Below are 23,856 nucleotides of genomic sequence, written 5' to 3'. Positions count from 1 at the left end.
GAGCTTGGGTGTTTCAGTTTCAAGTGAGACACTCCAAGTTCAGAGCATTAATATTTTAGTTTCAAGTGAGAACGTTTTTGTTGGAAACGAGAATATTCCGGTTTGAAGTGAGAATGTTTTGGGTTGAAACGAGAAATTTTCGGTTTGAAGTGAGAATGTTTTGGGTTGAAACGAGAAATTTTTGGTTTGAAGTGAGAACGTTTTGGTTTAAAACGAGAACATTGTGGTTTGAAGTGAGAACGTTTTGGTTTAAAACGAGAACATTGTGGTTTGAAGTGAGAACGTTTTGGTTTGAAACGAGAACATTGTGGTTTGAAGTGAGAATGTTCTGGTTTAAAATTAAAAATTTGTGTTTGCTCAACAGCTTTGATGGCTATCTTAGGTATTCTTGAATGATGAAAACTTGTCTGCTGGATTTAGGTTGGTTCTGCTTTTTGACGCGAATCAGGCGATTTTGTAGTGCGATCGCCCAAGTAAGACTTTGTGACTTAATATCTTCTAAGTAGGCGTGGAGAGTTTGAGTTTGTCCTAAATAGTCTCTATCAGTTTTGCAGATAATGATGCCGTTGTGAGAAATGCCGCTATTATGTAAGGCAATGAAGTCGTCACGGTTAAGAGTGATGACGATTCGCTGGTTTTGTGTGGCAAAAATTAGAACTTCCTTATCAGGGATACCTTGATTTGCTTGTCCTGCTTCGTAGGAAGTTAGGACATCATAGCCTAACTGGTGCAGTTCTCTGACTATATCCATAGGAAAATTCTCATTAGAGTAAAGCTTAACCATCATCATCCTCAGTGAACGTGATGATTGCTCGATCTAATTGTTCTTGGTGCTGTTCGTAATAAATCCAGGCAGCTTTTAGATCGTCATGGGTTAGGGTAGGGTAGTTTCGCAGTAACTCTTCCTCATTTGCTCCCTGTTGGCGAAAAGCCACCAGCGTCCCCACACAGGGATGCGCGTATTGCGAATGCGTGGCTGTCCCCCGCAGACACCGACTGTCACTTGAATTGGCTGGCTGCTTAGTCGCTGTTGCAGAAAAATGCGTTCTTCTGGGGTGAGGGATTCGATGATTTGTACCAGCGAATCGACTAATCGCGTATTCATTTCCGTTTTCTAAAATTATCCGTCCACAAGTGTTGCTCGTCTTGCATTGCTTAAACGGTATCTATGTTACTCTGCTACAGTATTTAAAATACGAGCGTAGAGATCGTCAGCAACTCTAAACTCCGCGTTAGCAATTAGCTCATCAAGTAGAGGTTTAACAGCTAAAATAAATCCCTTTTGTTTGGCTTCGATGAGAACACCTAACAACCCTGTAATCCGCAATCCTAAGCTATCAGCTTTTGCTCTACCTCGACTTCATCAATAAGTAGCAATTCTGCTTTGAGTTCAATCGCAAGTGTAATTGCTTCGCATTCACCTTCATCCAATTGCTGTCCTAAAAGGGTTGTGACTAGGGAGCGATTTGTTACTTGGCGCATCTCAATTCATTTCAACGTTTGCACTTCAATTGCACTAGGTACATCTGTAGCTGTTAGTTCTTGATAAACAGCTTGCGGAATCAGGATTGTATTATATAGTTGCCTAAGTAAGTCTAATTGATCTATTGCAGCTAGGTTGATGATTGGCGAGGTATCACTAATTACAATCACAACCTGCCTAACTCTCGCAAGTTTTTTAAATCGAGTTCAAAATCTTCTATATCATAAGAGTAAAGCGGAATTTTGCGCTCTTTGAGCAGCTGTCGAAACTGTACTTTATCCATTTCTGCTAACTTGCTGGCGTGTCCTAAAGGCAATTTACCAGACTCAAACAATAGCAATGCAATTTCATGCTTAAATTCGGCTGCGGTCATCCCACAGGCATTTAAGGTTTCATCGGATATAATGACGCTCATATATACAGCAGATTTGATGTTTATGAGGTACAGCAATTGAATCAAATTCAAAGTTTAAAAAGCATCCCTAAAATTGGTGTACCTCACTTATCTCAAAAGTGCTGTATTAATTGTTTGCAAGTTCCACTTACTATTTTATTGCGTTGAAAAAAAGTTAGGATTTGACGCAGCTTCACAAAGAAACAGTATCAAACAGATTCTATCAAGGAAAATTTCTATAAATATCTTTACGATGTGCGACTCTTTGACAAATTAATGTTTGTGTCTCTTTGTCAAGACTAATACCTATTCTGTAATCACCTACGCGAATTTTATATTTATCATCATAGCCTTTCATTTTTTGCAAATAGCCTAAATCAAAGGGGTTTTATGATTCGAGTTCTTGAAAGACGATTGGTTCAATCCTAGCTTGCATATCTTGTGGTAAATCTGCTAATTCTTTTAAGAACTTTTTAGTATATTCAACTTTCCACATTATTTTGTTTTAATGATTGGTAATATTTCCAGGCTTCATCTTTAGCGAGACGTTCATCGTCTTCTGAATCTGCCATTAGCTGGATTAAGCCATAATTTTCTAAGATTTCTTCAATTTTCTCAAAGTCAGCTATGGGAATTTGTACAGCAATAGGTTGCTGATTTTCGTCCATGACGTAATTTTTGGTTATTTCTAGCATTTTTATGAGTTCAGATTAATAATTTTGCATTGCTTAAATCGTGTCGTAGATAGCATCATCTTCGTCGCTGTAGCCTTTTAATAATTGTTCTGCTGCAAGACGATGCCAAGCTGCTTTTTTTTGTTCTTCTTCTGTGGGTTCATTGACAAGAATAATTACTTTTACCTGCTGTTTATTTACTAACTGTTGCAAAATCACATCCGGTAATTCTATTTTGCCTTCGGTAGTGACATTCGCTGGAAATTCGTATGCTTTCATGTTGTTGCGATCGCCTGCTAGTTCTAATATTATTGTGACGCTGTTATTCTACAACTAGCTGCGTTGCCAAATTTTGATATTTCCGCTACTATCTCCGGCCGCCAGCCAATTGCGATCGGGGGCCTATGCCACCTTCGCCTAATTTTCTCTCAATTATGTAGCGTCCACCAAACAACTGCTGCCCCAAATTCCACACCATTGGTCAAAACCGTAGTTTCACTGATATTTTATTTTGGCACATCATAAATATCAGTTTTTGCCAAGGTTAATGTATAAACTTTGTATGCAATATATCTACATTTAGCTCTTTACTCAACTTTGCTCATAGGCTGTTAAGAATTCATCCCGCGAGATAGCTACTTGAGTGCAAATCGATCTTAATGTCCCTGATTTAATTTGGGATTGATTAGGCATTACTAATGGTATCTGCGGCACCATAACAATATGTTGGCGTTCCCGAACAATGCGAAACCCTAATAACTCAAATGCTTTGATAACTCTTTTCTTTGGAGCATCTACAGGAAACTTGGGCATTAAATAGCCACCTCTGCTTCTGTCAGAAAAGCTTCGATTACTGGTGAGTCATCTTCAAGCATTTCTTTGCCAAATATCTCGATATAGCAGCGAATAGCTGACTTGACATCGGCTAAGGCTTCTTCATAAGTGTTTCCTTGACCAACTACAGCCCCTTTTATACCAATAAGGATAAGCAACATAACCGTCAGAATGTTTTTCAACGATAATTTTGATTTGTCTCATTCCTGGTGTTTAACAAGGTAGACTTTAAGCAATGTCGATGGAGCCTACAATAAGCAGTGTATTCAATTGTAATAAACTTATGGCGATCGCAGTAGCTAAACCTTCATCCTGGCTAGAGAATGGTATTCAACTTCAAAAAGTCAATAAACTTTATCTGTTTAAAATTACAGATGAAATGTCAGATCGAATGCAAGAACTTGTTGATAAAAAAACTGCTGATTCTGAAACACCAGAAGAAGCTGCTGAACTGGAAGCAATTGGAGAATTAGCGATAATTGTTAGCTACATCAATGGCATGATTGCTAATGAAGCACAAAAATCTAATGAAACAGGCAACCAGGAAGAAGGATTGGATAGGAACTAATCAGAATTCAGAATTCAGGATTCAGAAAAATTAGAGACGTTGCATTGCAACGTCTCTACATTTGGGTTATTGGATCGGGATTTGCCGGATTAGAATACTCATTACTTCATCTGGACTTCCCGTTGGTACCAGTGGACTCCAATCTCCTACGCTAGCGTAGCCAATTATTTGCAAATGGTGAATGGTACTGGTAACGGTTTCAAGAGAACCTATCAATATATGCTTGATAGGTTTTCTTTTGGGAAATGGGCTTTGAGTAAATTCTTTGGGAGCAGGTGTATTTAAATATTCACCTAAGAACTGTTCTAATTTTGACTGGGCGGAATCTTCTGGTTGTGCCATGATTGTATTTATCTCCTGATAAGGGGGCCGATAAGGGCGATCGCATTCATCTTTTGCGGGATTGGGCGATCGCCTTTATCATGGTCTCATGTTAATGTATAAAATTATACATGTCAACTATAAATTCAAAAATTTCTATCAATAATTCCCAAGTTTTAGCATCAATAAATTAGGCTAAATTTGAGTTATTTAAAATTTCATTGCTATAAAAAAAAGCTAGATTTAGCAAATTTTTAACTAAACCTAGCAATCTTTAATTATTTACAAGAAGTCTAATCTTCAGGTTCAATTCCCGCAGCCCGCAACTGTGCTGCTAATCGTTCGGCGCGTTGGCGTTCTTGTTCGGCTAATTCTGTTCCCCAAGGTAGAAGGTTTCCTTGTTCATCCCACCACCGCAACCATTTCGCTGTGCGATTTTCACGAGTACTTGCCACACCCCAAGATAAAGATTCATTTCTGCTATCCAGTAGCGTTGATTTTCATCAGGCTCTTGCAAAATGTATTGTTCTGTATTCTGCAAGCGATACATCTCAAAACTGCCGCTGTCTGGCTCAAAAATAATGTAGTTTGGTACTTTTAAGATGCGCTCGTAGAAAAACCATTTTCCTGGGGGATATGTCGCTTTGATAGAATATTCTGTCTCCTGTGTATCAGAAACAAATTCCATTACAATTACGAGAATGTCACCTTGTAATTGAGGTGTGTAACTGCGTATTACTTCTTCTCTACTAACATTAATTTTGGCAATGAAAGCCCAATCAGGAGCTTTAATGACTATTTTGTTGTTTAGAGTGGCACAAATGCCGTAATTAGTTGTTGTTAGGGCGTTAGCTGGAATTTTTCTGGCTAATAGTAGGCTTTATGTGAGTGCAGCAGCTAAGGCTGGTTGGTTGATGTTATCCACTGGATCGTCGGGGAGTTTGTAATCATCGGGTAGTTTTTCCCAAGTGATTTTGTAGTCTTGAGTGAGGGTTGCCATGATGGGTTTTTCTTTGGTGTGTAAAAGTGACTGTTGAGTTAGGAGTTATTCTCCTTGTCTGGTTGTCCCCTCATCTCCCCCATCTCCCTCATCTCCCGCGTTATCTTTATTAATCTTCATCGGGTTCTAAATCGTCGGCTGTCAATTCTTGATGCGGGATGGCGGCAATAATCGCATCTATTACCTTGGCAACGGGTAAAATCTCGATATCAAGATCGGGGAATTTTTGTCCTTTAGGGACGATCGCTCTTTTAAATCCCAACTTAGCAGCTTCTTTCAACCGCAGTTCCATTTGGGAAACCGATCGCACTTGTCCGCCTAACCCAACTTCACCGATTAATACTGTACCGGGATCGACGATGCGATCGCGGAAACTAGCGACAATTGCGATCGCAATTCCTAAATCTACCGCCGGTTCTTCCACATTCAACCCACCCGCAGAAGCAACGTAGGAATCCAACTTGGGGACATGGGAATTCCCACCCGTTTTTCTAAAACGGCGAGAATTTGCACCAAGCGGTTGTAATCTACGCCAGTTCCAGCACGACGGGGTGAGGGGTAGCTAGTGGGACTCACCAAAGCTTGCAATTCTACAACGATCGGGCGAGTGCCTTCACAAGCAACCACAATCGCAGTACCGGGTGCGGGATCGTCACGGTTGCCTAAAAATAGCTCTGAGGGGTTGGAGACTTCTCGCAATCCATCTGTCACCATTTCAAAGATGCCGATTTCGTGAGTTGCGCCGAAGCGGTTTTTGACTGTCCGTAATAACCGATGGGAAGCAAAGCGATCGCCTTCAAAATACAATACTGTATCGACTAAATGTTCTAAAACTTTTGGCCCAGCGATCGCTCCTTCTTTGGTGACGTGTCCCACAATCAGCATGGTGATATCTTCGTGCTTCGCCACTTTCATCAGTGCTGCGGTACATTCTCGTACCTGAGCTACTGAACCTGGTGCAGAAGTTAGCGCTGGAAAAAACACTGTTTGGATACTATCAATTACCGCCACATTTGGTTTGAGAGAGTCTATTTCTCGTAAAATTTCTTCTAAATCTGTTTCTGGCAGTACATATAAATCTGCACCTATACTGTCAGGGTCTATAGAAATCGTAGTATCTACTACTACTGTTACCTTCTCCTCATTTACCATACTTAGGGGTTTTGATACTCCCAACCGAGAAGCTCGTAATTTTACCTGCTGTCCTGATTCTTCACCAGTTACGTAAAGGATGCGATATTTCTGTGCTAATTGATTAGAGACTTGCAACAATAAAGTCGATTTACCAATACCTGGATCGCCACCAATCAGCACCATCGAGCCAGGGACAACCCCACCTCCAAGTACTCGATCTAATTCTCCATAACCAGACTCCCAGCGAGCGATTTGGCGATCGGTAATTTGGTTAAATGTTAAGGAGGCTCGCGCTTTAGCTGGTTTAGCGTGAGATTTGCCATTGCCTTGAGTTGATTGCCAACCACTCACTCCTCCCCGACTGGGTACATCTACTGAGGATTGAATCGAAATTTGTTCTTCTAGAGAGTTGTAAGTACCGCAAGCTGGACACTTACCAAACCATTGGGGCGATTCTGCTCCACATTCATTACAAACAAAAAAGGTTTTTGGCTTTGCCATTCTTAAATCTTATTAAATAATCTTAATATTTACTTAATTCTTGAAAAAAACTAAAAACTAATAATATGTGGTATTTAGAGCTTTTTCCAAATCAATTCATGGAATGATATCTTAATATTATGGTATTAAAAATTAATCATGTAAATTTTTAGTCAAGGAGCCTAGAGAAACTTGGAAAGCCATAAAGAAAAAATCTTGGTGGTAGACGACGAAGCCAGCATTCGCCGGATTTTGGAAACACGCCTTTCCATGATTGGCTACGATGTAGTGACCGCTGGCGACGGGGAAGAAGCTTTGGATACTTTTCGCAAAACTGAGCCTGACCTGGTAGTTTTGGATGTAATGATGCCAAAGCTAGACGGGTATGGTGTATGTCAAGAATTACGAAAAGAATCAGATGTCCCCATTATTATGCTAACAGCTTTGGGTGATGTCGCCGATCGCATCACCGGGTTAGAATTGGGTGCTGATGACTATGTAGTTAAACCATTTTCCCCCAAGGAACTAGAAGCCCGGATTCGCTCGGTGCTGCGGCGAGTAGATAAAAACGGTGCTTCTGGTATTCCCAGCTCTGGGGTAATTCATGTCGCGAATATTAAAATTGATACGAATAAGCGACAAGTCTACAAAGGCGATGAGCGGATTCGATTGACGGGTATGGAGTTCAGCTTGTTAGAGTTGTTAGTCAGTCGCTCTGGAGAAGCTTTTTCTCGTTCGGAAATTTTGCAGGAAGTATGGGGTTATACACCAGAACGTCATGTAGATACCCGCGTAGTAGATGTGCATATATCGCGTTTGCGGGCAAAATTAGAAGACGATCCTAGCAACCCAGAATTGATTCTCACCGCGCGGGGTACTGGTTATCTTTTCCAGCGGATTATTGAACCAGGAGAGGAGTGAGGAGATGAGGCAGGGGGCAGGGAGCAGGGGAGCAGGGAGACAAGGGGGACAAGAGGCAGGGGTGCAGGGAGCAGGGAGACAAGGGGGACAAGGGGGAATTATTGAACAAATCTCTCCCAAGTCTTCCCCCTCTTCCTTGTCTACCTTGTCTCTTTTCCATGCCCCATGCCCAATGACAAATGACAAATGACAAATGACAAATGACTAAACCCGATCCTAATCGAGTTTTGCGGCGTCTGCCCATTGTTGTGGGTGGGCTAGGCGCTGTACTTTTATTGATTAACCGTTTATTAACACCGGAATTAACCCAGTCTCAATCGCGTGGTGATGTAGTGGGCGTGATTTTGAGTGCGGTGTTAATTTTGACAGGTTTAATTTGGCAGCAAGTTCAGCCGCGATCGCCTGATACTGTAGAACTAATTGGAGAAGAAGGTTTTGTACTCGCACCAGATTTACCCGAAACCGTGAAAACAGAGCTAGCCTGGGCATCTCATTTATTGTTGACTAATACAGTAACGCGATCGCTTGTGGTTTTTTATCAAGGTAAAGTTTTGTTGCGTCGCGGGATTCTGGGTACTAAATCTGAAGTTGTGCCAGGAGTAATCTTAAAACAGGTACTCGAAAAACAAAAACCGATTTATCTAGTTGCTCTAAAAATATATCCAGGTAGGCTTGAATTTGATTATTTACCAGAAAATACTCAAGGTGTAATTTGTCAACCTATTGGCAACCAAGGTGCATTAATTTTGGGAGCGAATGCTCCTCGAAGTTACACCAAACAAGATGAAAACTGGATTGCAGGAATTGCTGATAAGTTAGCCGTTACTCTTAGTTCGATTTGATCCAACCAAGTAACCTAACCTAGAATTGGGCCGATCGTCTGTCAGAATAACTCGTAATTTGTAATTATTAACTCAAATTAACTTACTTCTATCTATAGTTAATTACGAATTACGAACTTGTACTGAGCGTCTTGCCCTGAGCGAAGTCGTTGGCACAGCCTCTCGTAGAGAAGGGAGCCGAAGTATTACGAATTATTAACTCACCAAGAAGTCAAAAAATTCCACCCTTCCTTTTCTTCTAGTGTCTTTGCTTCTTTTTCTTCTAGTTCTGCCGCTGTCTTTAAATTTGTCTGTTGAATTAAATTATCATAAGCTCCTGAATCAACCCATTTTAATAATTCGCCAGCCCGCATAACTATCCAAGAAAGCCCAGGCTCTGTATAGCTTAATATTTTAGTGACTTTATCCACGCTATCAAAGTTATTGGATGCAAACTCACGGGCTTGAACGAGGAAATCTTCAATTACAGCACTAGTCAAGTACTCATCTGGTAAACCCGCAAGTTTCATCAGTGTAGTAGTTGCTACGTCAATATCCTGACAAGCTAGCATTGCAGCCCGATCGGCAGTGAACCTAGCCATCATCCGCCAATTATACAAACCTAATTCCATTCCACCAGCTACCAAGCCACCAACTCCCAGTGTGGTACTGCTCAACAAATTTTTCAAAGTTGGCATAACAATTGCCATTTGGTGATAAACCATATGCTGACTCTTGATTCGAGCAACTTCGTGTCCGAAAACATAAAGCAATTCATCTACGCCAAGCCACTCCATTGCATCTAAATTGATACCGACAATGGGTTTTTCCACGCCAACAATGTAGCTTTGAATGTGACCTGTGCCTCGAAATAGATACAATTCAGGAAGTGGAGCAACATCAAGAATTTGGCAGGTTTCTACAAATGCTTGATGTAATTCGGGAAAATTACGGGGCGAAATTCTGATTTCACTACCAAGACTTTGCAATCTAAGTAGGCGATCGATACCGTATTCGTTAATTTTTTTGAGTAGTAGTGAGACACCGGGCATATTTTGTAAAGAAGCCAAGGCTTTGCGATCAAAGGGGTGTTCGTAGGCTTCCGAACTTAGTCCAGTTAATATTTTTCTCGTCATAGGTTTTGAGCTTTTTAATAGCAGTTTAGAAGCATTAGGCAAACTTACACCACAGTGTACTAGGCATTTTTCGCTATCTTACCCAGATAGAATAAACAGTAGGGGCGCACGGACGTGCGTCTTTATGAGAAAATTTGGAAATTTACAATTAATCTATGCAAATTATTTATTGGCTATTAGTTGCTGTAATGCTTGTGGGTATTATTGGTGCTGTAGTTCCAGCCATTCCTGGTAGCAGCTTAATTTTAATTGCAATTATTGTCTGGGGCATTGTTAGTAGTTCCTTTGCAGCTATCAAGATTCCACTAATTGTGACAATTATAGTTTTACTGCTCAGTGTCGGAGTAGATTTTTTAGCTAGCTATGTAGGAGCAAAACAAGCTGGAGCTAGCAAGTGGGGGCAAATTGGCGCAATTGTTGGTTTGGTGGTAGGATTTTTGGGATTATTGCCAACTTTACCTTTTGGGGGGCCATTGTTAGGAATTTTACTAGGCCCGCTTTTGGGAGCAATTATTGGTGAGTACCTTTACCGACGTGAATTTGGATTGGCGATTAAAGCAGGTATAGGAATTGTAGTTGCGTCTTTGGTTGGAAATTTGATTCAAGGGTTGTTAGCGATCGCCGCAGTTGTAGTTTTTGTTATAACAACCTGGCCACAGGTATATGGGGTCTTAGCATTTAAAAAATCTGACAGATTTGAGAACAGAGATAATAGCTAGCAACTAGCTGTTTGTTACAAAGATTCAAAAAGACTATTTATAGTAAACAAATACAGCGGTTCCTCCCATTTCTTCTATGAGAGGAACCGTTTCACTAAATATTTAGTAACTAGAAAGATTATAAATACACTTCATACTCCATTTATCTAAAATAGAGTTTAGCCGCTAATAGTATTTTTATATATTATTATAAGTATATTTACGTAAATACTTTTTCTTGAAGCTGGAGCTATTGCCAATAATTTCAACCCTAGAGAGTAAGAGATATACGAAGCGCAGATATGTAAGAAATTAAAATTTTATGAAGACTATTTGTTAATTGAAGATGTGATGAAGACCACTCAGTAAATATTGCAGGTTCTAAGTCTATGTGATTTTATGGAGATAAGAAATACATCACGCAAGTTTAGCTTTCACTGACAGTATTTTAAATAGATTACTGATAGTAAAAGTCAAGCAATTAATTTCTCTGTTCCAGGTTATTATTAGGACTCTCAAACACTCATGATTAATTTTAAATCTAAATTAGTAAACGCGACTTTGGCTGCTAGTTTTGCAATCCCCTTGACTACCGCTGGGATTTTCACATCTGCTAGTTCGGCTCAAGCTGTAACCCTGAACGGGAGTATTGGTCTTAATGGTACATCTATCGTTCCTAGTGATGGAATCAATCCAGCTAAGACTACCATTAAATTTGTCGATGTTGATGGTGTTGACACTGATGGTGATTTTAAATTCTTCTCACCAAATTTAAACCCAGGCGCAGGTATTACCATTAACCCTCTAACTTTAACCAAGATAGCTAATCTACCATCAAGCGGAACAACCACAAAAGCTACATACTCTACAGGGGTTTACACTCCATTCATTAATTTCGGATCGCGAACCCTGGGTTCTACTACTGCACTTCTTACCTTTGATCTAGATGATTCTGTAGTTACCAGAATTCGGAAATCGGCTACTGACATTAATGACGTAATATTGGATGGGATTACAGGGAACTTTAATTTCAATGGAAAAACTATTGCGAGTGGCAATTTGGGTGCTTCTCTTTCTGGAGCTACAAGCACTTACCACTTAACTCTCGAAGCAGTTAGCGTTCCTGAGCCAACCACAATGCTAGGTTTAGGTTTAGTTGGTGCTGGCATGATTATGTCTCGTCGTCGCAAAAGTGTCATTCAATAGTCCTATCCTAAATATAAAAAAGTTACTTTTAATTGCTAAAAGTAACTCTAATTAATCTATTTCGATCTGGCTGGAATGCAAAATTCTCCCAACCAGGTCGAATTTTTTATACTGCCAGATAAATCTATATGAATGCTGAATTTTCTTAACCTTATACCAATTCAATTAATGATTGCAACACATTCTTGGATAAAGACACGATTCATCGCATCTCTACAAATGGTCTATTTGTCGCATTCTTTTTTCAAATTGGTATTAGATAGACTTAAACAGACTGCAAAGATTGTTTCGCTTCGCTTGCGATCGCTTCTACTTCATCATTAGCCAGAGTTTCTAATATAGATTTGGCTTCTGGATTACCCAAACGAGCCAAAGCTTGTACAAGTCTGTAACGAATTTGCCAATCTGGGTTGGTAGCATAGGGAGCCAAGAGAGGAATTGCTTGTACATCTCCCAAGTCACCCAAAGAACTAATAGCAGCAGTTTGGACTAACTCGTTTTCTGATGAGAGTGCCTCTTTGAGTAGTTCAAAGGCTCGCGGATCGCCCAACTCTCCTAATGTAGCAACTATACTGAATTGTATTAGCCATTCACTGGTTGTATGATAAAGCTGCTGTAAATCTTCAAAAGCTTCGCTTAACTTGAGAGCGCCCAAACAGTCTGCTGCTGCTGCTTGTACATCTACTTCGGAGTCATGAAGCAAGCGATCGCGCAAGATATCCAAGGATATCTGCAAATCTTGGGTTCCGAGTGTATCCATTTGACTCACTGCTGAGTAACGAACACGGGAATTGCGATCGCCAATAGCACTTTGAATTAATTCAAAGCCAACCGCAGGTTCCAATTCGCGGATTTGATTTACAGCACGTAAGCGATCGCCTAAATCCTCAGAACTGAGCAATTGCTTAACAGACTCCGGAGTAATACTCATTTAGTTATCCTTGATTTTCAAATGTATAAAAAAGACAGACGCGATTCATCGCGTCTCTACTTTTGGATTTTGTACAGACGCGATTCATCGCGTCTCTATTATTGGCTAATCTTGACTAGCAGCCATAGCCCGAATAACATCACCACGAGTCAGGATACCAATTACTTGACCTGTACTATCAAGTACTGGCAAGCGGTGAACGCTGCGATCGTGCATGATTGTAGCTGCTTCTTTTAAAGTTTTATCAGGGGAAATAGCGATCGGGTTTTTACTCATCACCTCCCCGACGGTTTGCCCTAGAGCCTTATGCAAATCACGGTCATACGTAGCAGGATTTTTTAAATAGATAACACTATCAAGAAACATAATGTACGCAGGTGGAGTAACACCAGTTTCTTGCCACATCAAATCTGTTTCCGAGATAATGCCTACCAATTTACCGAGATCGTCCACAACAGGTAGTCCGCTGATATGGCGTTCTGCGAGAATTTGGATAGCTTCCTTGAGTGGAGTTTCCTCCCGGACAACAATAGGATCGCGGCTCATCACATCGGCAACGGTTTTAGGCATTTATTTGCTGACACCTTAAATCAAAGTCCCTGCGCCTATTGTAGAAAATTGCGGGACTCAACCTGATGCAATTAATAGATTGTTACGGGATTGGTTATTTGTTATTTGTCATTTGTCATTTGTCACTTGTACTGAGCGAAGCCGTTGGCGTGGTCACTGAGCGTAGTCGTACCCCTCCGGGGAAGCAAGCTACGCGCAGCGTCTCGTAGAGAAGTGCAGCCTCTCCAAGAGTTGTATTTGTCATTTGTCATTGGGCACTTGTACTGAGCGTATCGCTAAAGCGAAAGCTCTGCTAACGCGTAGCGTCTTGTAGAGAAGCGTTGGCGTGGTCACTGAGCGTAGTCGTACCCCTCCGGGGAACAAGCTACGCGCAGCGTCTCGTAGAGAAGTGCAGCCTCTCCAAGAGTTGTATTGGGCATTGGTTATTGATTATTCTCCTCTGCTCCCCTGTTACTGAGCGCAGTCGTTGGCGTAGCCTCTCGTAGAGAAGTATGCTCCTCTGCTTCTTTCCTAGCCCTCAGTCCCTTTTAATGCAGCAATAATTTGAGTATTTGCTTTCGGAAAAGTAAAATGCTCCAGTTCTTCCAAACTTACCCAGCGAATTTCATCGGATTCTAAAGGTTGGGGGACACCTGTAAGATGGCGGCAATGATGTACTGTGAGGGTAACGCGCAAGTTTGTATAACTGTGGTCAATAGTAATCAGATGCTTTCCCACTTCAATTACTATTCCCAGTTCTTCGGAAATTTCCCGTTGAATACATTCTTGGATGGTTTCACCAGGCTCTATTTTACCACCAGGAAATTCCCACAAACCACCCATTGCTCCTTCTGGACGACGGCGGTCAATTAAAATTTGGTTTTGGTCATTCCAAATTACTGCAACACCAATGATTTTATGGGGTGGGAAAGAACTGATTTCACTCATAGTTGAATAGGGAGATAAGAGATACTAACTTCTAATAACAAAACTCGGCAGATTAGTTGTAACTCTGCCGAGTTTAGATTTATTGCAAAGGTCATTTGGCACTATTCCTTTATCCACAAATGTGCATTAATCATTTATAAATAAGCCTTTATCTAATATCGTGTCCGGTTAAAGACTTATTATTCAGACCGCAGAGACTTAGGGGGCAGGAATTTTTATGCTTTCTGCATAGGTTCGCAAGTTCTAACTAACTAGCCTGACATCATATAATTGATTGAATTAATCAAAAAATTACAGGAGTTCACAGAGAAGCGAAATCAAAGACTCCGCGTTCCTCTGCGTTGAAATTTCAACCTGAATTCGTCACTATTTGGATATTTTCAAAAAACTTAGCTGATGCATGATTGAGAATTAGCGGCAAAGATTTCGCAGAGACTTATTTTCAATTCGTATTGCCGTAACTATGACTAGCTCTTGACTAGCTATCAACCCAACAATATTGAATTTATTTTACATTTCTAGTCAATTTCGCTGTTGTCAGTTTCAGATCCTTGTAAAGCCATTTCAAAGTTCATTCTCTGTTCGGCATTACGTAAGAAATAACCACTAATCATCGCAGAAGCAAGAAGCCTACCTAGATTTTCCCGATTTGTGGTGACAGTAACACCAAAATGTTCTGAAGGTAGATTACCTAATAGTCCTGTAATATTCCGTTCCATCACCTGAAAGACTTCGGCAGACGTGGGTTTGGATAGCTGGGTAACTGTCTCTGGACTTAAGGATTTAACGTACTGCCATAGTAAATCGTTAGTTTCTGCTTCGCTATTAAAAAATTCTGAGACACGATTGGATGGGTTACTCATTTTTTAGCTCCTTAACTACCACTATTAGCTGCGGTGCTTGTGATTTGAATATTAAATGTTTGTTTTGGATTTGACTTAGTTATTTTGTCTTCCTGTCAACTAATGTAACAGCCTAGCGTCAGAGTGGAAGTAGGTGTAACCGTACCAAAGTCAGCGTATTTTCTCACCAATTGGTCAGTAGTCATTGGTCTTTAGTCTTTTGTTAATAACTAATGACAAATGACTAATGACAAATGACTAACTTGCCAAGTATTCATCCATGTTGGCTTTAGACTTGCGAAGTTTGCTTAAGGCTTCCCGTTCAATTTGTCGGACTCGTTCTCGACTGATGTTCAATATTTCACCAATTCTAGCCAGAGTCAGAGCTTGCCCATCAGTTAAGCCAAAGCGCAGTGTGATTACTTCCCTCTGTTGTGGCGTGAGATCGCCCATCAGACGATCTAAGTCATAAGATAGAGAAGATTGCATAACAAACTCTTCGGGAGAAGCGCCTGGATCTTCCAGCATTTCTCCGAGTTCGGTGTCGTAGTTATCACCCAGCCGCAAATCCAAGGAAAGAGGCAAACGCGCCTTTTCTAAATACTCTCGCACTTGTTTGGGCGTCAATTCTAATTCTTGAGCTAGCTCCCCAGCCGTAGGAGCGCGTCCCAACTTTTGAGACAATTGGCGCTGTGCCTTTTTAATCTTATTTAATTTTTCGGTAATATGGATCGGCAACCGAATGGTACGAGCTTTTTCAGCTATAGCACGAGTAATAGCTTGTCGAATCCACCAATAGGCATAAGTAGAAAATCTGTACCCTTTGGTGGGGTCAAACTTTTCTACGCCCCGTTGCATACCAATGCTACCTTCTTGGATCAAGTCCAATAAATCGACGTTGCGTTTGATGTATTTTTTGGCAACGGAGACTACCAGCCGCAAATTGGCTTCTACCATCTTACGCTTGGCAATCTCACCATCAGCGATCGCTTCGTTTAACTCTGCTGGTTCTAGGTTTGTTGCTTTGGCCCACTCTTCTAGAGTCGGTTGATAACCTAGCTGGGTGGCAAGAGATTCTCTTGATTCGTGCAAAGCGCAGGAACGTTGCACTTGTTTACCATAGAAAATCTCTTCCTCGTGGGTTAAAAGTGGCACGCGGCCAATCTCACGCAGGTAAGTCCGCACGAGGTCTGTGGCTGTCTGAGCGGTCTTCATGGCGCTACTCTTTGGTAATGATGGGGTTGGCGGTAGGGTCATTAAGGGATAGATGCTTTCTTTATTTATTAGGGTGCTACCCAGTCAGACTGGGAACCTGTGCTATGGTTTGCAACTTACGCGCCTGAGAAACTCGGCTGCTCATAATAATCAAATTTAGGCTTCTTAACTGCTAAAACTACAGTTATTTTCTATTTTTCACAAGTATCTACAGTTAGATAAAAAGTTGCTTTTTAAACATTTTTTATGAAACTCCTATTAACAATTGTAACATTTATGAGAAGATTTTGGCTAGATGGCGACATGAAATTTCCTGGTTATTCCAGTTCATCGAATGTTGGCCTCTATCTTAAGGCTGACTAAAAGTTAATTTAAGAAAATATCTAATTCAAATAATTTTCCTCATATTTGTTAAAGTATCTCAATGAGAACTATATTCATTATCTTCTAACAATTGTTTAATTTTTCTGGGAATTGTAAATCGGGAATTGGGTATGGGGCATTGGGAGTGCTGAGTGCTGAGTGCTGTTAGCGGAAGCGGGGCGTTTAGCCCGTGCTGAGTTAGGAGTTAGGAGTAGAGACGCGATTAATCGCGTCTGTACAAGAGTTAGAAGTTAGGAGTTTTGTTTATCTCCTTGTCCGCTCACTCCCTCACTCCCTCACTCCCTCATCTCCCTGCTCCCCTGCTCCCTGCCCCCTGCCCCCCTACTTCTTAGAGAGGGCAATACTCTTGAATAGTTTTTACATCCAAAGTCGTATTTTGTAAGGAACGGATGGCGGCGACGGTAGCTTTTGCGCCGGCGATGGTAGTAATGATGGGAATTTTGTAAGCTAAAGCTGTGCGGCGGATTAACCTAGCATCAGTCTGGGCTTCTTCCCCGGAAGGTGTGTTGATAATAAGTTGGATTTTCTGGTTTTTGATCGCATCTAGGACGTGGGGACGACCTTCATGAAGTTTTAACACTAATTCAACATTTAACCCATGTTCCAGAAGAACTCGACGTGTACCAAGGGTAGCCATCACTGTAAAGCCCAAATCGATAAATTCTTTCACCACACCACTTGCAGCAGCTTTATCGCGATCGCTCATTGATACAAATACAGTTCCCGTTAGCGGTAAACGCTCCCCAGCACCCATCTCCGCTTTGGCAAAGGCACGGCCAAAGTCGCTATCAATCCCCATCACCTCACCAGTGGATCTCATTTCTGGGCCCAATATTGTATCAGTTCCTGGGAATTTATTAAAGGGCAATACAGCTTCTTTTACAGCAATATGTATAGGAATGACTTCCTCTGTAAAATTTAGCTCCTCTAAGGTTTTACCCGACATAATTAAGGATGCTAGTTTCGCTAGCTGTACGCCCGTAGCTTTAGATACAAATGGCACTGTGCGAGAAGCACGGGGATTGGCTTCTAAAATGTAAACTTGGGGAGAATAGCTGCTTGCACCGACAACGGCAAATTGAATATTCATCAACCCTACAACTGACAATGCTTGTGCTAGCTGTATCGTCCAAGTACGAATTTGATTGAGAACTGCTGGTGATAGGGAAATGGAAGGTAAGGAACAAGCAGAATCTCCTGAGTGAATTCCAGCTTGCTCAATGTGTTCCATAATACCACCAATTACCACTCTTCCTGTATGGTCGGCGATCGCATCGACATCGACTTCAATCGCGTTTTCCAAAAACTTATCAATTAAAATCGGATGTTCTGGTTCTACTAGTACCGCAAAGGTCATATAGCGTTCCAACTCAGCATCGGAATAAACGATTTCCATCGCCCGTCCCCCCAACACATAGCTGGGACGCACTACCACTGGATAACCAATGCGTTTAGCAACAATCAGCGCATCTTCGTAACTCCGCGCGATACCATTGGGCGGTTGGGAAATATTCAACTGTTGGAGAATCTTTTCAAACCGCTCCCGGTTTTCTGCCATATCGATGGAATCTGGCGATGTCCCCCAAATTTGAGTGCTGAGTCCTGAGTCTTGAGTGCTGAGAAACTGCTGGAGTGGGATAGCTAACTTTAGGGGGGTTTGTCCGCCAAACTGGATAATTACCCCGACTGGATTTTCAGTTTCGATGATGTTAAGAACATCTTCTTTTGTTAACGGCTCAAAGTAAAGGCGATCGCTGGTATCGTAATCTGTCGAAACTGTCTCTGGGTTAGAGTTAACCATAATCGTCTCATAGCCTGCATCCTTCAAAGCATAAGCGGCATGACAACAACAATAGTCAAACTCAATTCCTTGTCCAATGCGATTGGGACCACCACCCAAAATCAACACTTTTGGCTTGGTTGCAGGCATTACCTCTGTTTCTTCTTCGTAGGTAGAATAGTAGTAGGGGGTAAAGGCTTCAAACTCAGCCGCGCAGGTATCTACGGTTTTATAAACTGGGATAATTCCTAGTGACTTGCGGTAGGCGCGAACTTCATCTTCAGTGGTTTTGGTGGCATAGGCAATCTGGCGATCGCTATATCCGTCTCGCTTCACCTCATAAAGTTGCTCTTTTGTCAATTGCTGTAAAGTTGTCCGCTTCAGGAATTTTTCGATATCTAGGAGTTGCTGAAATTTATCTAGGAACCACGGGTCAATACCAGTCAGTTCATATATTTCCTCAGCACTAATTCCTAGTTGCAAGGCATGGCGCACGGAGAAAATGCGATCGGGGTTAGGTGTCCGCAGTTGGGCGCGAATTTGTTCGCCACTGGGTAATTTTTCGGCTCCATCGCAACCCCAACCAGCGCGTCCGGTTTCGAGCGATCGCAGTGCCTTTTGAAAGGATTCGTTGAATGTCCGCCCAATTGCCATCGCTTCCCCAACTGATTTCATTTGGGTTGTCAGCACTGGGTCGGAACCGGGGAATTTTTCAAAGGCGAAGCGGGGGATTTTTGTCACCACATAATCAATTGTCGGCTCAAAAGACGCGGGAGTTTTCTTGGTGATGTCATTTTTAATTTCATCCAAGGTGTAGCCCACAGCCAATTTTGCAGCCATTTTGGCGATGGGGAAACCCGTGGCTTTGGAAGACAAAGCTGAACTGCGGGAAACGCGCGGGTTCATCTCAATTACAACCACATCGCCATTCAGCGGATTGATGGCAAATTGAATATTAGAACCACCAGTTTCCACACCGATTTCGCGGATGATTTTAATTGCCATATCCCGCAGCCTTTGATATTCTTTATCAGTGAGGGTTTGCGCGGGAGCGACGGTAATTGAGTCTCCGGTGTGAATGCCCATCGGGTCAAGGTTTTCGATGGAGCAGATAATCACCACGTTATCTGCCAAGTCACGCATCACTTCGAGTTCATATTCTTTCCAGCCGAGTAAAGACTGGTCAATGAGAATTTGCGAAACAGGACTGGCATCTATACCTACTTGTGCCATTTCTTCAAATTCTTCTTGGTTGTAGGCAATGCCGCCGCCACTTCCACCCATTGTGAAAGCTGGACGAATAATTAGGGGATAACTACCAATTTGGCGAGCAACAGCTTTGGCTTCTTCTAAAGATTCGGCTGTGTCGCTAGGACACACAGCTACTCCGATCTTTGCCATTGCTTCACCAAACAGCTTTCGATCTTCAGCTTTTTCGATCGCTGGGAGTTTAGCGCCGATTAATTCAACGCTGTACTTTTCCAACACCCCATTTTTGGCTAAAGCAACAGCGATGTTGAGGGCGGTTTGTCCTCCCATCGTTGGTAAAAGAGCATCAGGGCGTTCTTTTTCGATGACTTTTTCGACCAATTCCGGTGTCAACGGCTCAATGTAAGTGCGATCGGCCGTTTCCGGATCGGTCATAATCGTTGCAGGGTTGGAGTTGACCAAAACCACTTCATAGCCTTCTTCTCGGAGCGCTTTGCAGGCTTGAGTGCCAGAGTAGTCAAACTCACAGGCTTGTCCGATCACAATTGGACCAGAACCTAACAGCAGAATCTTCTGGAGGTCGTCACGGCGGGGCATAGTCGTTGCCTTGGAATACGAAAATAGAAATCCTGATCATTTTAAGGGTCTTTACCCCCTCTGGTGCTTTTTATTATTAAGTTTTCTAAGTTTGATGACAGGAAGGAGGCAGAGGGGCAGGGGAGCAGCACTTCGGCTACGCTCAGTGAACGAGGGGCAGGTGGTCACTGAGCGTAGCCGAAGTGGGAGCAGGGGAGAAAAGAGACACGGGGACAAGGGGACAAGGAGATAAACAAAACTCTTAACTCCTAACTCAGCACGGGCTAAACGCCGCGCTTCCGCTAACAGCACTCAGCACTCTTAACTCCTAACTCCTAACTCAGCACTCTTAACGCCCAATTATTATTTTGTATTTTTAATTTTATTTAATTATGATGCTCAAATTTCTAAAGATTTTGCGAATCTTTATTATTTAATCTGATGAATTTTGTGATAAACGATCGTTTATTTTGGTATATATCTGTCTGCTTATTTATGCACAAATAGATTATTTAGATAAAAATTTATTTTAACTAGCTAATTGCTAAATATTTTCAACGTTAAATATTATATAAATATGTTTACTTAAATTAAAAATGGCAGAGAATAGGGATACTATTCTCTGCCATTTTTTATCTTATTTTAATAGTTGGTGCTGCCAAGTTTTTTTTCAGTCTAGGTAGACAAATCTAGATTATGAGAATTTTAGCTTTGAGCTGCTTGGACAAACCCTAAAGTTAAGCTGTCTTTGGCAAGGAAGTGAGATAAATGATAGGCACGTTCCTCAGTTTTCAACAAAATCTTTTCGTACAGATAGCGTGTGCCCCGATCGCCTAAACTCTCTGCCTGAGCAGCTTGGCGGCGAATTACGCCAATGATTGCTTGTTCGGCAGCTAGATCGTTTTCCACCATTTGGCGAGAGGAATATACGCCTTCAGATTCTTGCTCAAAACAGGTTAATTCTGCTAGTTTGCTGAAGGTAGCTACTGGTACACCACCCAGTCCATCTAAACGTTCTCCAATTTCATGAACGTGGTCTTGTACTTCGTTGTAGCTTTCGTTAAAAAACTCATGCAGAGAGTAAAATTCTGAGCCTTCAACTACAAAATGATGCTTTTGGTACTGCAAGTACAGTGCCTGGAAACTAGCTAATATAACGTTAAATCCTTCTGTAACTGGAGCAGTTACACTGCGATCCAGCAATACAGGATTGTCATATACATGACCAAAATTCCGTAACAAAGTTTGCGTTTCAGACATTGTTCTCCTCGCTATTTAGCAATTATAGATTTTAACTGCTTATTCTTTACATATTAACATTTTCACAATCAGAGCAAGCCAATTTGCCATTACAAGATTTTGTATTTTTGTTTACTAAAATTCTTAAGTTTATTGTTTGCTGGATTATGGCACGCTCATCGAGTTGTGTATCTTTCTCATTACTATTGACATGAACAGTTAAGTGTGTATACCTCCTGAGGGGAGTGAGGGGAGATAAAGGAGTAAATGCCTTCTCGTCCTAATACTCCTTGTCATTTACCGGATCTCTCTCATGGGATGATTGCAAGAATTTTATTTTTTTTGCAAAATTAATGAGAATTGTTTGCACTTAAGGTATGCTGGTTTTAAGAGGCTAGATTACTAAGATTTTCAAAACGCAGGAAGTTAAATGGCCGTAGTTACTACAAGTTTGTTGCACTTTGAGGGCAATTCTCTTGAAATCGTATAGTTCAGAAATAGAAATAAACCACCTTGTAGAGGTGAATTGGGTAGACCGCTGGCAAGTCTATCAACGCTTAGAGGAGTTAGACATTCCTTGTATTTGTGCGGCTAACCAGCCATTAAAAGTTGAAATTAGCAATCCGACTGCGGCTGTTCAACTTTGGAGTGTAGTACGGCGATTTACAGCCTCTCGTCAAGACCAAATTTGGACTCTTGAGTGTTGCTGGAAAAGTCGTTATCAACAGTTCTAATTTTTTGCTACTGCTGAGAATATCTCGCTTGACAGCTTGTATTAGTTAAAAGGAGGTTAAAAAATGGGTGCATCTCACAATCTGGAAGTATCAAAATTTTGCCTTGAGGGCAGATTTATAGATTTTGTTATAAAAGACGGCTATAAGCTGAAAGGTTTACTGCTAAGTACTCATGAGGGTGAATGCTACGTTAAACTCGCTAAACACTTACGGGCTGCTTTTGATTTGCGGCTACCAGCAGGTACTTGGCTACAAGTTGTTGGTTATAAAGAATACGATATAAAAAAAGACAAAGTTACACTCAAAGCTGAACGTGTGATGGCGGCGCGTTCTGAAACGGCAACAATTCAAACGATCGCACCAATCCAAGAACCCCCATCTATTGATAATGTCAAGGTAAAACCAGCTAAGACTAAGGCCACGATTTTGGTGTGTCAAAAGTCTGATTGTATGAAACGCGGTGGTAAAGCAGTTTGTCAGGCGTTGGAGGCAGCTTTAAGCGATCGCGGTTTAGAAGACCAAGTTACAATCAAGGGCACTGGTTGTATGAAGAACTGTAAAGCCGGGCCGAATTTAGTAATGCCAGATAAAACCCGCCATAGCCGAATTCAAGCTGCACAGGTTCCAGCCTTGATGAATCAGCATTTTGGCGACAAAAATTTATCAGCACAGCCTGAGAATTTAAGGGAAGTAGCGATATCTAATGGCAAACTTTGGGGAAGTAGTTCATAAAATCTTGACATTTCGATGAGAAAGCTTAATAATATCTTCTCAAGTGTGTTCCGTTAATACTCGGCCGTAAAGCCCGCTAGAAGTTTGCAATCAAATCAAAAAACTGGCTTTAATTAAGGCCAGTTTTTTGAATGAAAAGGATTTTTATTAAGCAATTTTTGACTGGGATGCTTCGATAATTTAAAAAGATTCAAGGGAATGTGGTTGATTGATGAATACGTAGACGCACTGAGGCTTGTTGTTAGACATCGCTTACAGTGGAAGCGTCAATCATCAATGACTTAAAAGCAAATGCCACACACCCCGCAGTGGATATACATCGTTTTTTTCCCACTTAGCACGATAGTCATGATTTTTGTATTCCGTCATGACTGGAATCGCCTTGCTAAACTCTACAGCACCCAAGAAGCGCCGCCACAAAACTTCTCTCGAATGCAAAGCGGTTCTGTGGGTTTGGCGTATTACAAAGGAACTTTAAACGTTGGTACGAATTCTCAAGGGATTTATTTGAGTATTTTCCCGTTGTTTAGCTTTGGACTTACGCCGTTGTTGATTCCCTGGAGTGCCATTAGGAAAATTGAACCTGCTAACGAACTATTTATTGAGCGTTTTCGTTTGTATGTTAGTTCGCCAAAAGTCAAACTGATTTTAAGTAAAGATATTTTGGAACCAGCTAAAGAATTTTTAGCCACACAGGGATTTGAGTGGATTTAGACAAATCGCGTTTTTAGGGAACTCCAAAAAATAAATTGTCCAATTTTTGGAATCAAAACAACTTTTCCTCCCCCTGCCCCCTGCCCCCTGCCCCCTGCCCCCTCTGCCCTAAAAGCGATGGAATATTTTTTTATTTGGAAATCCCTTAGCTGGCTGATATCATTTTGAATTTTAAATTTTGGATTGTGTTTCTTACGGTGAAGCAAGCTATGCGTAGTGTCTCATTTAGATACAGAATTAGATTGAGCGATCGCAACACTTTTTCATGAGAAAGGAAAAACCGCTTCATATTTTTGTGTAATTGCGTTCAGCCGCCAGTCTCTCGAATGCAAC

The 23,856-nt window shown here is 41.4% G+C and carries 29 protein-coding genes and 2 pseudogenes; 8 read left to right on the top strand and 23 right to left on the bottom strand.

The features are described 5' to 3' along the window. Positions 1-373: 373 nt before the first annotated feature. The 12 genes from NSTCB13_RS22265 to NSTCB13_RS22210 all read right to left on the bottom strand — a co-directional run bounded on the left by NSTCB13_RS22265 (position 374) and on the right by NSTCB13_RS22210 (position 3,546). Positions 374-784 (bottom strand): DUF5615 family PIN-like protein, encoded by a 411-nt coding sequence (locus NSTCB13_RS22265; RefSeq protein ID WP_448273822.1) that lies wholly within the window; start codon positions 782-784, stop codon positions 374-376. Beyond that, the gene (locus NSTCB13_RS22260; RefSeq protein ID WP_448273821.1) at positions 777-935 is read right to left on the bottom strand and encodes a DUF433 domain-containing protein; all 159 of its coding nucleotides are present in this window, start codon (positions 933-935) and stop codon (positions 777-779) included. The genes NSTCB13_RS22265 and NSTCB13_RS22260 overlap by 8 nt, the downstream gene beginning before the upstream one ends. After that, positions 875-1,105 (bottom strand): DUF433 domain-containing protein, encoded by a 231-nt coding sequence (locus tag NSTCB13_RS22255; protein ID WP_448273819.1) that lies wholly within the window; start codon positions 1,103-1,105, stop codon positions 875-877. Before NSTCB13_RS22255 ends, NSTCB13_RS22260 begins: the two co-directional genes overlap by 61 nt. Positions 1,106-1,171: 66 nt before the next feature. Beyond that, entirely contained in the window at positions 1,172-1,327 is a 156-nt protein-coding gene (locus NSTCB13_RS22250; protein ID WP_448273818.1) for a DUF3368 domain-containing protein, read from the bottom strand. 2 nt (positions 1,328-1,329) lie between these two features. Then, positions 1,330-1,482: a hypothetical protein gene (locus tag NSTCB13_RS22245; RefSeq protein WP_448273817.1), complete on the bottom strand. Its 153-nt coding sequence runs from the start codon at positions 1,480-1,482 to the stop codon at positions 1,330-1,332. Positions 1,483-1,488: 6 nt separating this feature from the next. Further along, positions 1,489-1,653, bottom strand: coding sequence for a hypothetical protein (locus NSTCB13_RS22240; protein ID WP_448273816.1), 165 nt, complete (start codon positions 1,651-1,653; stop codon positions 1,489-1,491). Further along, complete coding sequence (locus tag NSTCB13_RS22235) at positions 1,650-1,898, bottom strand: UPF0175 family protein (protein WP_448273814.1); 249 nt, start codon at positions 1,896-1,898, stop codon at positions 1,650-1,652. Before NSTCB13_RS22235 ends, NSTCB13_RS22240 begins: the two co-directional genes overlap by 4 nt. Positions 1,899-2,265: 367 nt before the next feature. After that, positions 2,266-2,373 (bottom strand): type II toxin-antitoxin system RelE family toxin, encoded by a 108-nt coding sequence (locus tag NSTCB13_RS22230; protein ID WP_448273812.1) that lies wholly within the window; start codon positions 2,371-2,373, stop codon positions 2,266-2,268. Then, positions 2,360-2,572 carry a hypothetical protein gene (locus NSTCB13_RS22225; RefSeq protein WP_448273811.1) on the bottom strand — a complete coding sequence of 71 codons (213 nt, stop codon included), beginning with the start codon at positions 2,570-2,572 and terminating at the stop codon, positions 2,360-2,362. Before NSTCB13_RS22225 ends, NSTCB13_RS22230 begins: the two co-directional genes overlap by 14 nt. A gap of 33 nt (positions 2,573-2,605) precedes the next feature. Then, positions 2,606-2,830: a hypothetical protein gene (locus NSTCB13_RS22220; protein WP_448273809.1), complete on the bottom strand. Its 225-nt coding sequence runs from the start codon at positions 2,828-2,830 to the stop codon at positions 2,606-2,608. A gap of 312 nt (positions 2,831-3,142) precedes the next feature. Further along, on the bottom strand, positions 3,143-3,364 hold the full coding sequence (locus NSTCB13_RS22215) for a type II toxin-antitoxin system HicA family toxin (protein WP_448273808.1): 222 nt from the start codon (positions 3,362-3,364) through the stop codon (positions 3,143-3,145). Beyond that, a complete protein-coding gene (locus NSTCB13_RS22210) occupies positions 3,364-3,546 on the bottom strand; it encodes a hypothetical protein (RefSeq protein ID WP_448273807.1) in 183 nt (60 codons plus the stop codon). The genes NSTCB13_RS22215 and NSTCB13_RS22210 overlap by 1 nt, the downstream gene beginning before the upstream one ends. Before the next feature lie 122 nt (positions 3,547-3,668). Between NSTCB13_RS22210 and NSTCB13_RS22205 the strand changes: the two genes are divergently transcribed. Then, on the top strand, positions 3,669-3,953 hold the full coding sequence (locus tag NSTCB13_RS22205; RefSeq protein WP_448273805.1) for a hypothetical protein: 285 nt from the start codon (positions 3,669-3,671) through the stop codon (positions 3,951-3,953). A 66-nt stretch (positions 3,954-4,019) separates the two neighbouring features. Here the strand turns inward: NSTCB13_RS22205 and NSTCB13_RS22200 are convergent, their stop codons facing one another. The 3 genes and pseudogenes from NSTCB13_RS22200 to radA form a co-directional block, all read right to left on the bottom strand. Then, the gene (locus tag NSTCB13_RS22200; protein WP_448273804.1) at positions 4,020-4,295 is read right to left on the bottom strand and encodes a hypothetical protein; all 276 of its coding nucleotides are present in this window, start codon (positions 4,293-4,295) and stop codon (positions 4,020-4,022) included. Between the two features lie 272 nt (positions 4,296-4,567). Further along, positions 4,568-5,274 (bottom strand): annotated as a pseudogene (locus NSTCB13_RS22195) (Uma2 family endonuclease). A 109-nt stretch (positions 5,275-5,383) separates the two neighbouring features. Beyond that, positions 5,384-6,909: pseudogene (gene radA / locus NSTCB13_RS22190) on the bottom strand (DNA repair protein RadA). A 171-nt stretch (positions 6,910-7,080) separates the two neighbouring features. Between radA and rpaB the strand changes: the two are divergent. Both rpaB and NSTCB13_RS22180 read left to right on the top strand, forming a co-directional pair. Next, a complete protein-coding gene (gene rpaB, locus NSTCB13_RS22185; RefSeq protein WP_292866575.1) occupies positions 7,081-7,809 on the top strand; it encodes a response regulator transcription factor RpaB in 729 nt (242 codons plus the stop codon). 200 nt (positions 7,810-8,009) lie between these two features. Next, positions 8,010-8,651: a cofactor assembly of complex C subunit B gene (locus NSTCB13_RS22180; RefSeq protein WP_445630735.1), complete on the top strand. Its 642-nt coding sequence runs from the start codon at positions 8,010-8,012 to the stop codon at positions 8,649-8,651. Between the two features lie 200 nt (positions 8,652-8,851). Here NSTCB13_RS22180 and NSTCB13_RS22175 read toward each other — a convergent pair whose 3' ends face one another. Beyond that, positions 8,852-9,766 carry a M48 family metallopeptidase gene (locus NSTCB13_RS22175; protein ID WP_448267805.1) on the bottom strand — a complete coding sequence of 305 codons (915 nt, stop codon included), beginning with the start codon at positions 9,764-9,766 and terminating at the stop codon, positions 8,852-8,854. 155 nt (positions 9,767-9,921) lie between these two features. Between NSTCB13_RS22175 and NSTCB13_RS22170 the strand changes: the two genes are divergently transcribed. Further along, positions 9,922-10,485: a DUF456 domain-containing protein gene (locus NSTCB13_RS22170; RefSeq protein ID WP_448273803.1), complete on the top strand. Its 564-nt coding sequence runs from the start codon at positions 9,922-9,924 to the stop codon at positions 10,483-10,485. A 504-nt stretch (positions 10,486-10,989) separates the two neighbouring features. Further along, positions 10,990-11,670 carry a PEP-CTERM sorting domain-containing protein gene (locus tag NSTCB13_RS22165; RefSeq protein WP_445630738.1) on the top strand — a complete coding sequence of 227 codons (681 nt, stop codon included), beginning with the start codon at positions 10,990-10,992 and terminating at the stop codon, positions 11,668-11,670. A gap of 265 nt (positions 11,671-11,935) precedes the next feature. Here the strand turns inward: NSTCB13_RS22165 and nblB are convergent, their stop codons facing one another. The 7 genes from nblB to dpsA all read right to left on the bottom strand — a co-directional run bounded on the left by nblB (position 11,936) and on the right by dpsA (position 21,364). Continuing rightward, positions 11,936-12,601: a phycobilisome degradation protein NblB gene (nblB, locus tag NSTCB13_RS22160; RefSeq protein WP_445630739.1), complete on the bottom strand. Its 666-nt coding sequence runs from the start codon at positions 12,599-12,601 to the stop codon at positions 11,936-11,938. Positions 12,602-12,706: 105 nt separating this feature from the next. Next, positions 12,707-13,171: a CBS domain-containing protein gene (locus NSTCB13_RS22155; protein ID WP_322669771.1), complete on the bottom strand. Its 465-nt coding sequence runs from the start codon at positions 13,169-13,171 to the stop codon at positions 12,707-12,709. Between the two features lie 510 nt (positions 13,172-13,681). Continuing rightward, the gene (gene mutT / locus NSTCB13_RS22150; RefSeq protein ID WP_445630740.1) at positions 13,682-14,098 is read right to left on the bottom strand and encodes an 8-oxo-dGTP diphosphatase MutT; all 417 of its coding nucleotides are present in this window, start codon (positions 14,096-14,098) and stop codon (positions 13,682-13,684) included. A 518-nt stretch (positions 14,099-14,616) separates the two neighbouring features. Then, entirely contained in the window at positions 14,617-14,961 is a 345-nt protein-coding gene (locus tag NSTCB13_RS22145) for a DUF760 domain-containing protein (protein WP_322698271.1), read from the bottom strand. A gap of 237 nt (positions 14,962-15,198) precedes the next feature. Further along, on the bottom strand, positions 15,199-16,155 hold the full coding sequence (locus NSTCB13_RS22140; protein ID WP_322686662.1) for an RNA polymerase sigma factor, RpoD/SigA family: 957 nt from the start codon (positions 16,153-16,155) through the stop codon (positions 15,199-15,201). A gap of 712 nt (positions 16,156-16,867) precedes the next feature. Next, the gene (gene carB, locus NSTCB13_RS22135; RefSeq protein ID WP_445630741.1) at positions 16,868-20,125 is read right to left on the bottom strand and encodes a carbamoyl-phosphate synthase large subunit; all 3,258 of its coding nucleotides are present in this window, start codon (positions 20,123-20,125) and stop codon (positions 16,868-16,870) included. 684 nt (positions 20,126-20,809) lie between these two features. Then, positions 20,810-21,364 carry a DNA starvation/stress protection protein DpsA gene (gene dpsA, locus NSTCB13_RS22130; RefSeq protein WP_445630742.1) on the bottom strand — a complete coding sequence of 185 codons (555 nt, stop codon included), beginning with the start codon at positions 21,362-21,364 and terminating at the stop codon, positions 20,810-20,812. Between the two features lie 455 nt (positions 21,365-21,819). Here dpsA and NSTCB13_RS22125 point away from each other — a divergent pair, with 455 nt between their 5' ends. From NSTCB13_RS22125 to NSTCB13_RS22115, 3 genes are all read left to right on the top strand, one after another. Then, positions 21,820-22,077, top strand: coding sequence for an Asr1405/Asl0597 family protein (locus tag NSTCB13_RS22125; protein ID WP_445630743.1), 258 nt, complete (start codon positions 21,820-21,822; stop codon positions 22,075-22,077). Between the two features lie 63 nt (positions 22,078-22,140). Beyond that, on the top strand, positions 22,141-22,809 hold the full coding sequence (locus NSTCB13_RS22120; protein ID WP_445630744.1) for a (2Fe-2S) ferredoxin domain-containing protein: 669 nt from the start codon (positions 22,141-22,143) through the stop codon (positions 22,807-22,809). A gap of 348 nt (positions 22,810-23,157) precedes the next feature. Beyond that, positions 23,158-23,523 (top strand): hypothetical protein, encoded by a 366-nt coding sequence (locus tag NSTCB13_RS22115; protein ID WP_445630745.1) that lies wholly within the window; start codon positions 23,158-23,160, stop codon positions 23,521-23,523. Positions 23,524-23,856 lie beyond the last annotated feature (333 nt).

Source organism: Nostoc sp. DSM 114160, from assembly GCF_053470305.1.
The sequence above is the reverse complement of the archived record's forward strand: the minus strand, read 5'-3'. Positions and strand labels throughout refer to the sequence as shown.

Coding starts and splice junctions, on each gene's coding strand:
- NSTCB13_RS22265 (WP_448273822.1), bottom strand. CDS start 784: ATGGTTAAGCTTTACTCTAATGAGAATTTTCCTATGGATATAGTCAGA.
- NSTCB13_RS22255 (WP_448273819.1), bottom strand. CDS start 1,105: ATGAATACGCGATTAGTCGATTCGCTGGTACAAATCATCGAATCCCTC.
- NSTCB13_RS22245 (WP_448273817.1), bottom strand. CDS start 1,482: ATGCGCCAAGTAACAAATCGCTCCCTAGTCACAACCCTTTTAGGACAG.
- NSTCB13_RS22235 (WP_448273814.1), bottom strand. CDS start 1,898: ATGAGCGTCATTATATCCGATGAAACCTTAAATGCCTGTGGGATGACC.
- NSTCB13_RS22230 (WP_448273812.1), bottom strand. CDS start 2,373: ATGTGGAAAGTTGAATATACTAAAAAGTTCTTAAAAGAATTAGCAGAT.
- NSTCB13_RS22225 (WP_448273811.1), bottom strand. CDS start 2,572: ATGCTAGAAATAACCAAAAATTACGTCATGGACGAAAATCAGCAACCT.
- NSTCB13_RS22220 (WP_448273809.1), bottom strand. CDS start 2,830: ATGAAAGCATACGAATTTCCAGCGAATGTCACTACCGAAGGCAAAATA.
- NSTCB13_RS22215 (WP_448273808.1), bottom strand. CDS start 3,364: ATGCCCAAGTTTCCTGTAGATGCTCCAAAGAAAAGAGTTATCAAAGCA.
- NSTCB13_RS22210 (WP_448273807.1), bottom strand. CDS start 3,546: ATGTTGCTTATCCTTATTGGTATAAAAGGGGCTGTAGTTGGTCAAGGA.
- NSTCB13_RS22205 (WP_448273805.1), top strand. CDS start 3,669: ATGGCGATCGCAGTAGCTAAACCTTCATCCTGGCTAGAGAATGGTATT.
- NSTCB13_RS22200 (WP_448273804.1), bottom strand. CDS start 4,295: ATGGCACAACCAGAAGATTCCGCCCAGTCAAAATTAGAACAGTTCTTA.
- NSTCB13_RS22180 (WP_445630735.1), top strand. CDS start 8,010: ATGACTAAACCCGATCCTAATCGAGTTTTGCGGCGTCTGCCCATTGTT.
- NSTCB13_RS22175 (WP_448267805.1), bottom strand. CDS start 9,766: ATGACGAGAAAAATATTAACTGGACTAAGTTCGGAAGCCTACGAACAC.
- NSTCB13_RS22170 (WP_448273803.1), top strand. CDS start 9,922: ATGCAAATTATTTATTGGCTATTAGTTGCTGTAATGCTTGTGGGTATT.
- NSTCB13_RS22165 (WP_445630738.1), top strand. CDS start 10,990: ATGATTAATTTTAAATCTAAATTAGTAAACGCGACTTTGGCTGCTAGT.
- nblB (WP_445630739.1), bottom strand. CDS start 12,601: ATGAGTATTACTCCGGAGTCTGTTAAGCAATTGCTCAGTTCTGAGGAT.
- NSTCB13_RS22155 (WP_322669771.1), bottom strand. CDS start 13,171: ATGCCTAAAACCGTTGCCGATGTGATGAGCCGCGATCCTATTGTTGTC.
- mutT (WP_445630740.1), bottom strand. CDS start 14,098: ATGAGTGAAATCAGTTCTTTCCCACCCCATAAAATCATTGGTGTTGCA.
- NSTCB13_RS22145 (WP_322698271.1), bottom strand. CDS start 14,961: ATGAGTAACCCATCCAATCGTGTCTCAGAATTTTTTAATAGCGAAGCA.
- NSTCB13_RS22140 (WP_322686662.1), bottom strand. CDS start 16,155: ATGAAGACCGCTCAGACAGCCACAGACCTCGTGCGGACTTACCTGCGT.
- carB (WP_445630741.1), bottom strand. CDS start 20,125: ATGCCCCGCCGTGACGACCTCCAGAAGATTCTGCTGTTAGGTTCTGGT.
- dpsA (WP_445630742.1), bottom strand. CDS start 21,364: ATGTCTGAAACGCAAACTTTGTTACGGAATTTTGGTCATGTATATGAC.
- NSTCB13_RS22120 (WP_445630744.1), top strand. CDS start 22,141: ATGGGTGCATCTCACAATCTGGAAGTATCAAAATTTTGCCTTGAGGGC.
- NSTCB13_RS22115 (WP_445630745.1), top strand. CDS start 23,158: ATGATTTTTGTATTCCGTCATGACTGGAATCGCCTTGCTAAACTCTAC.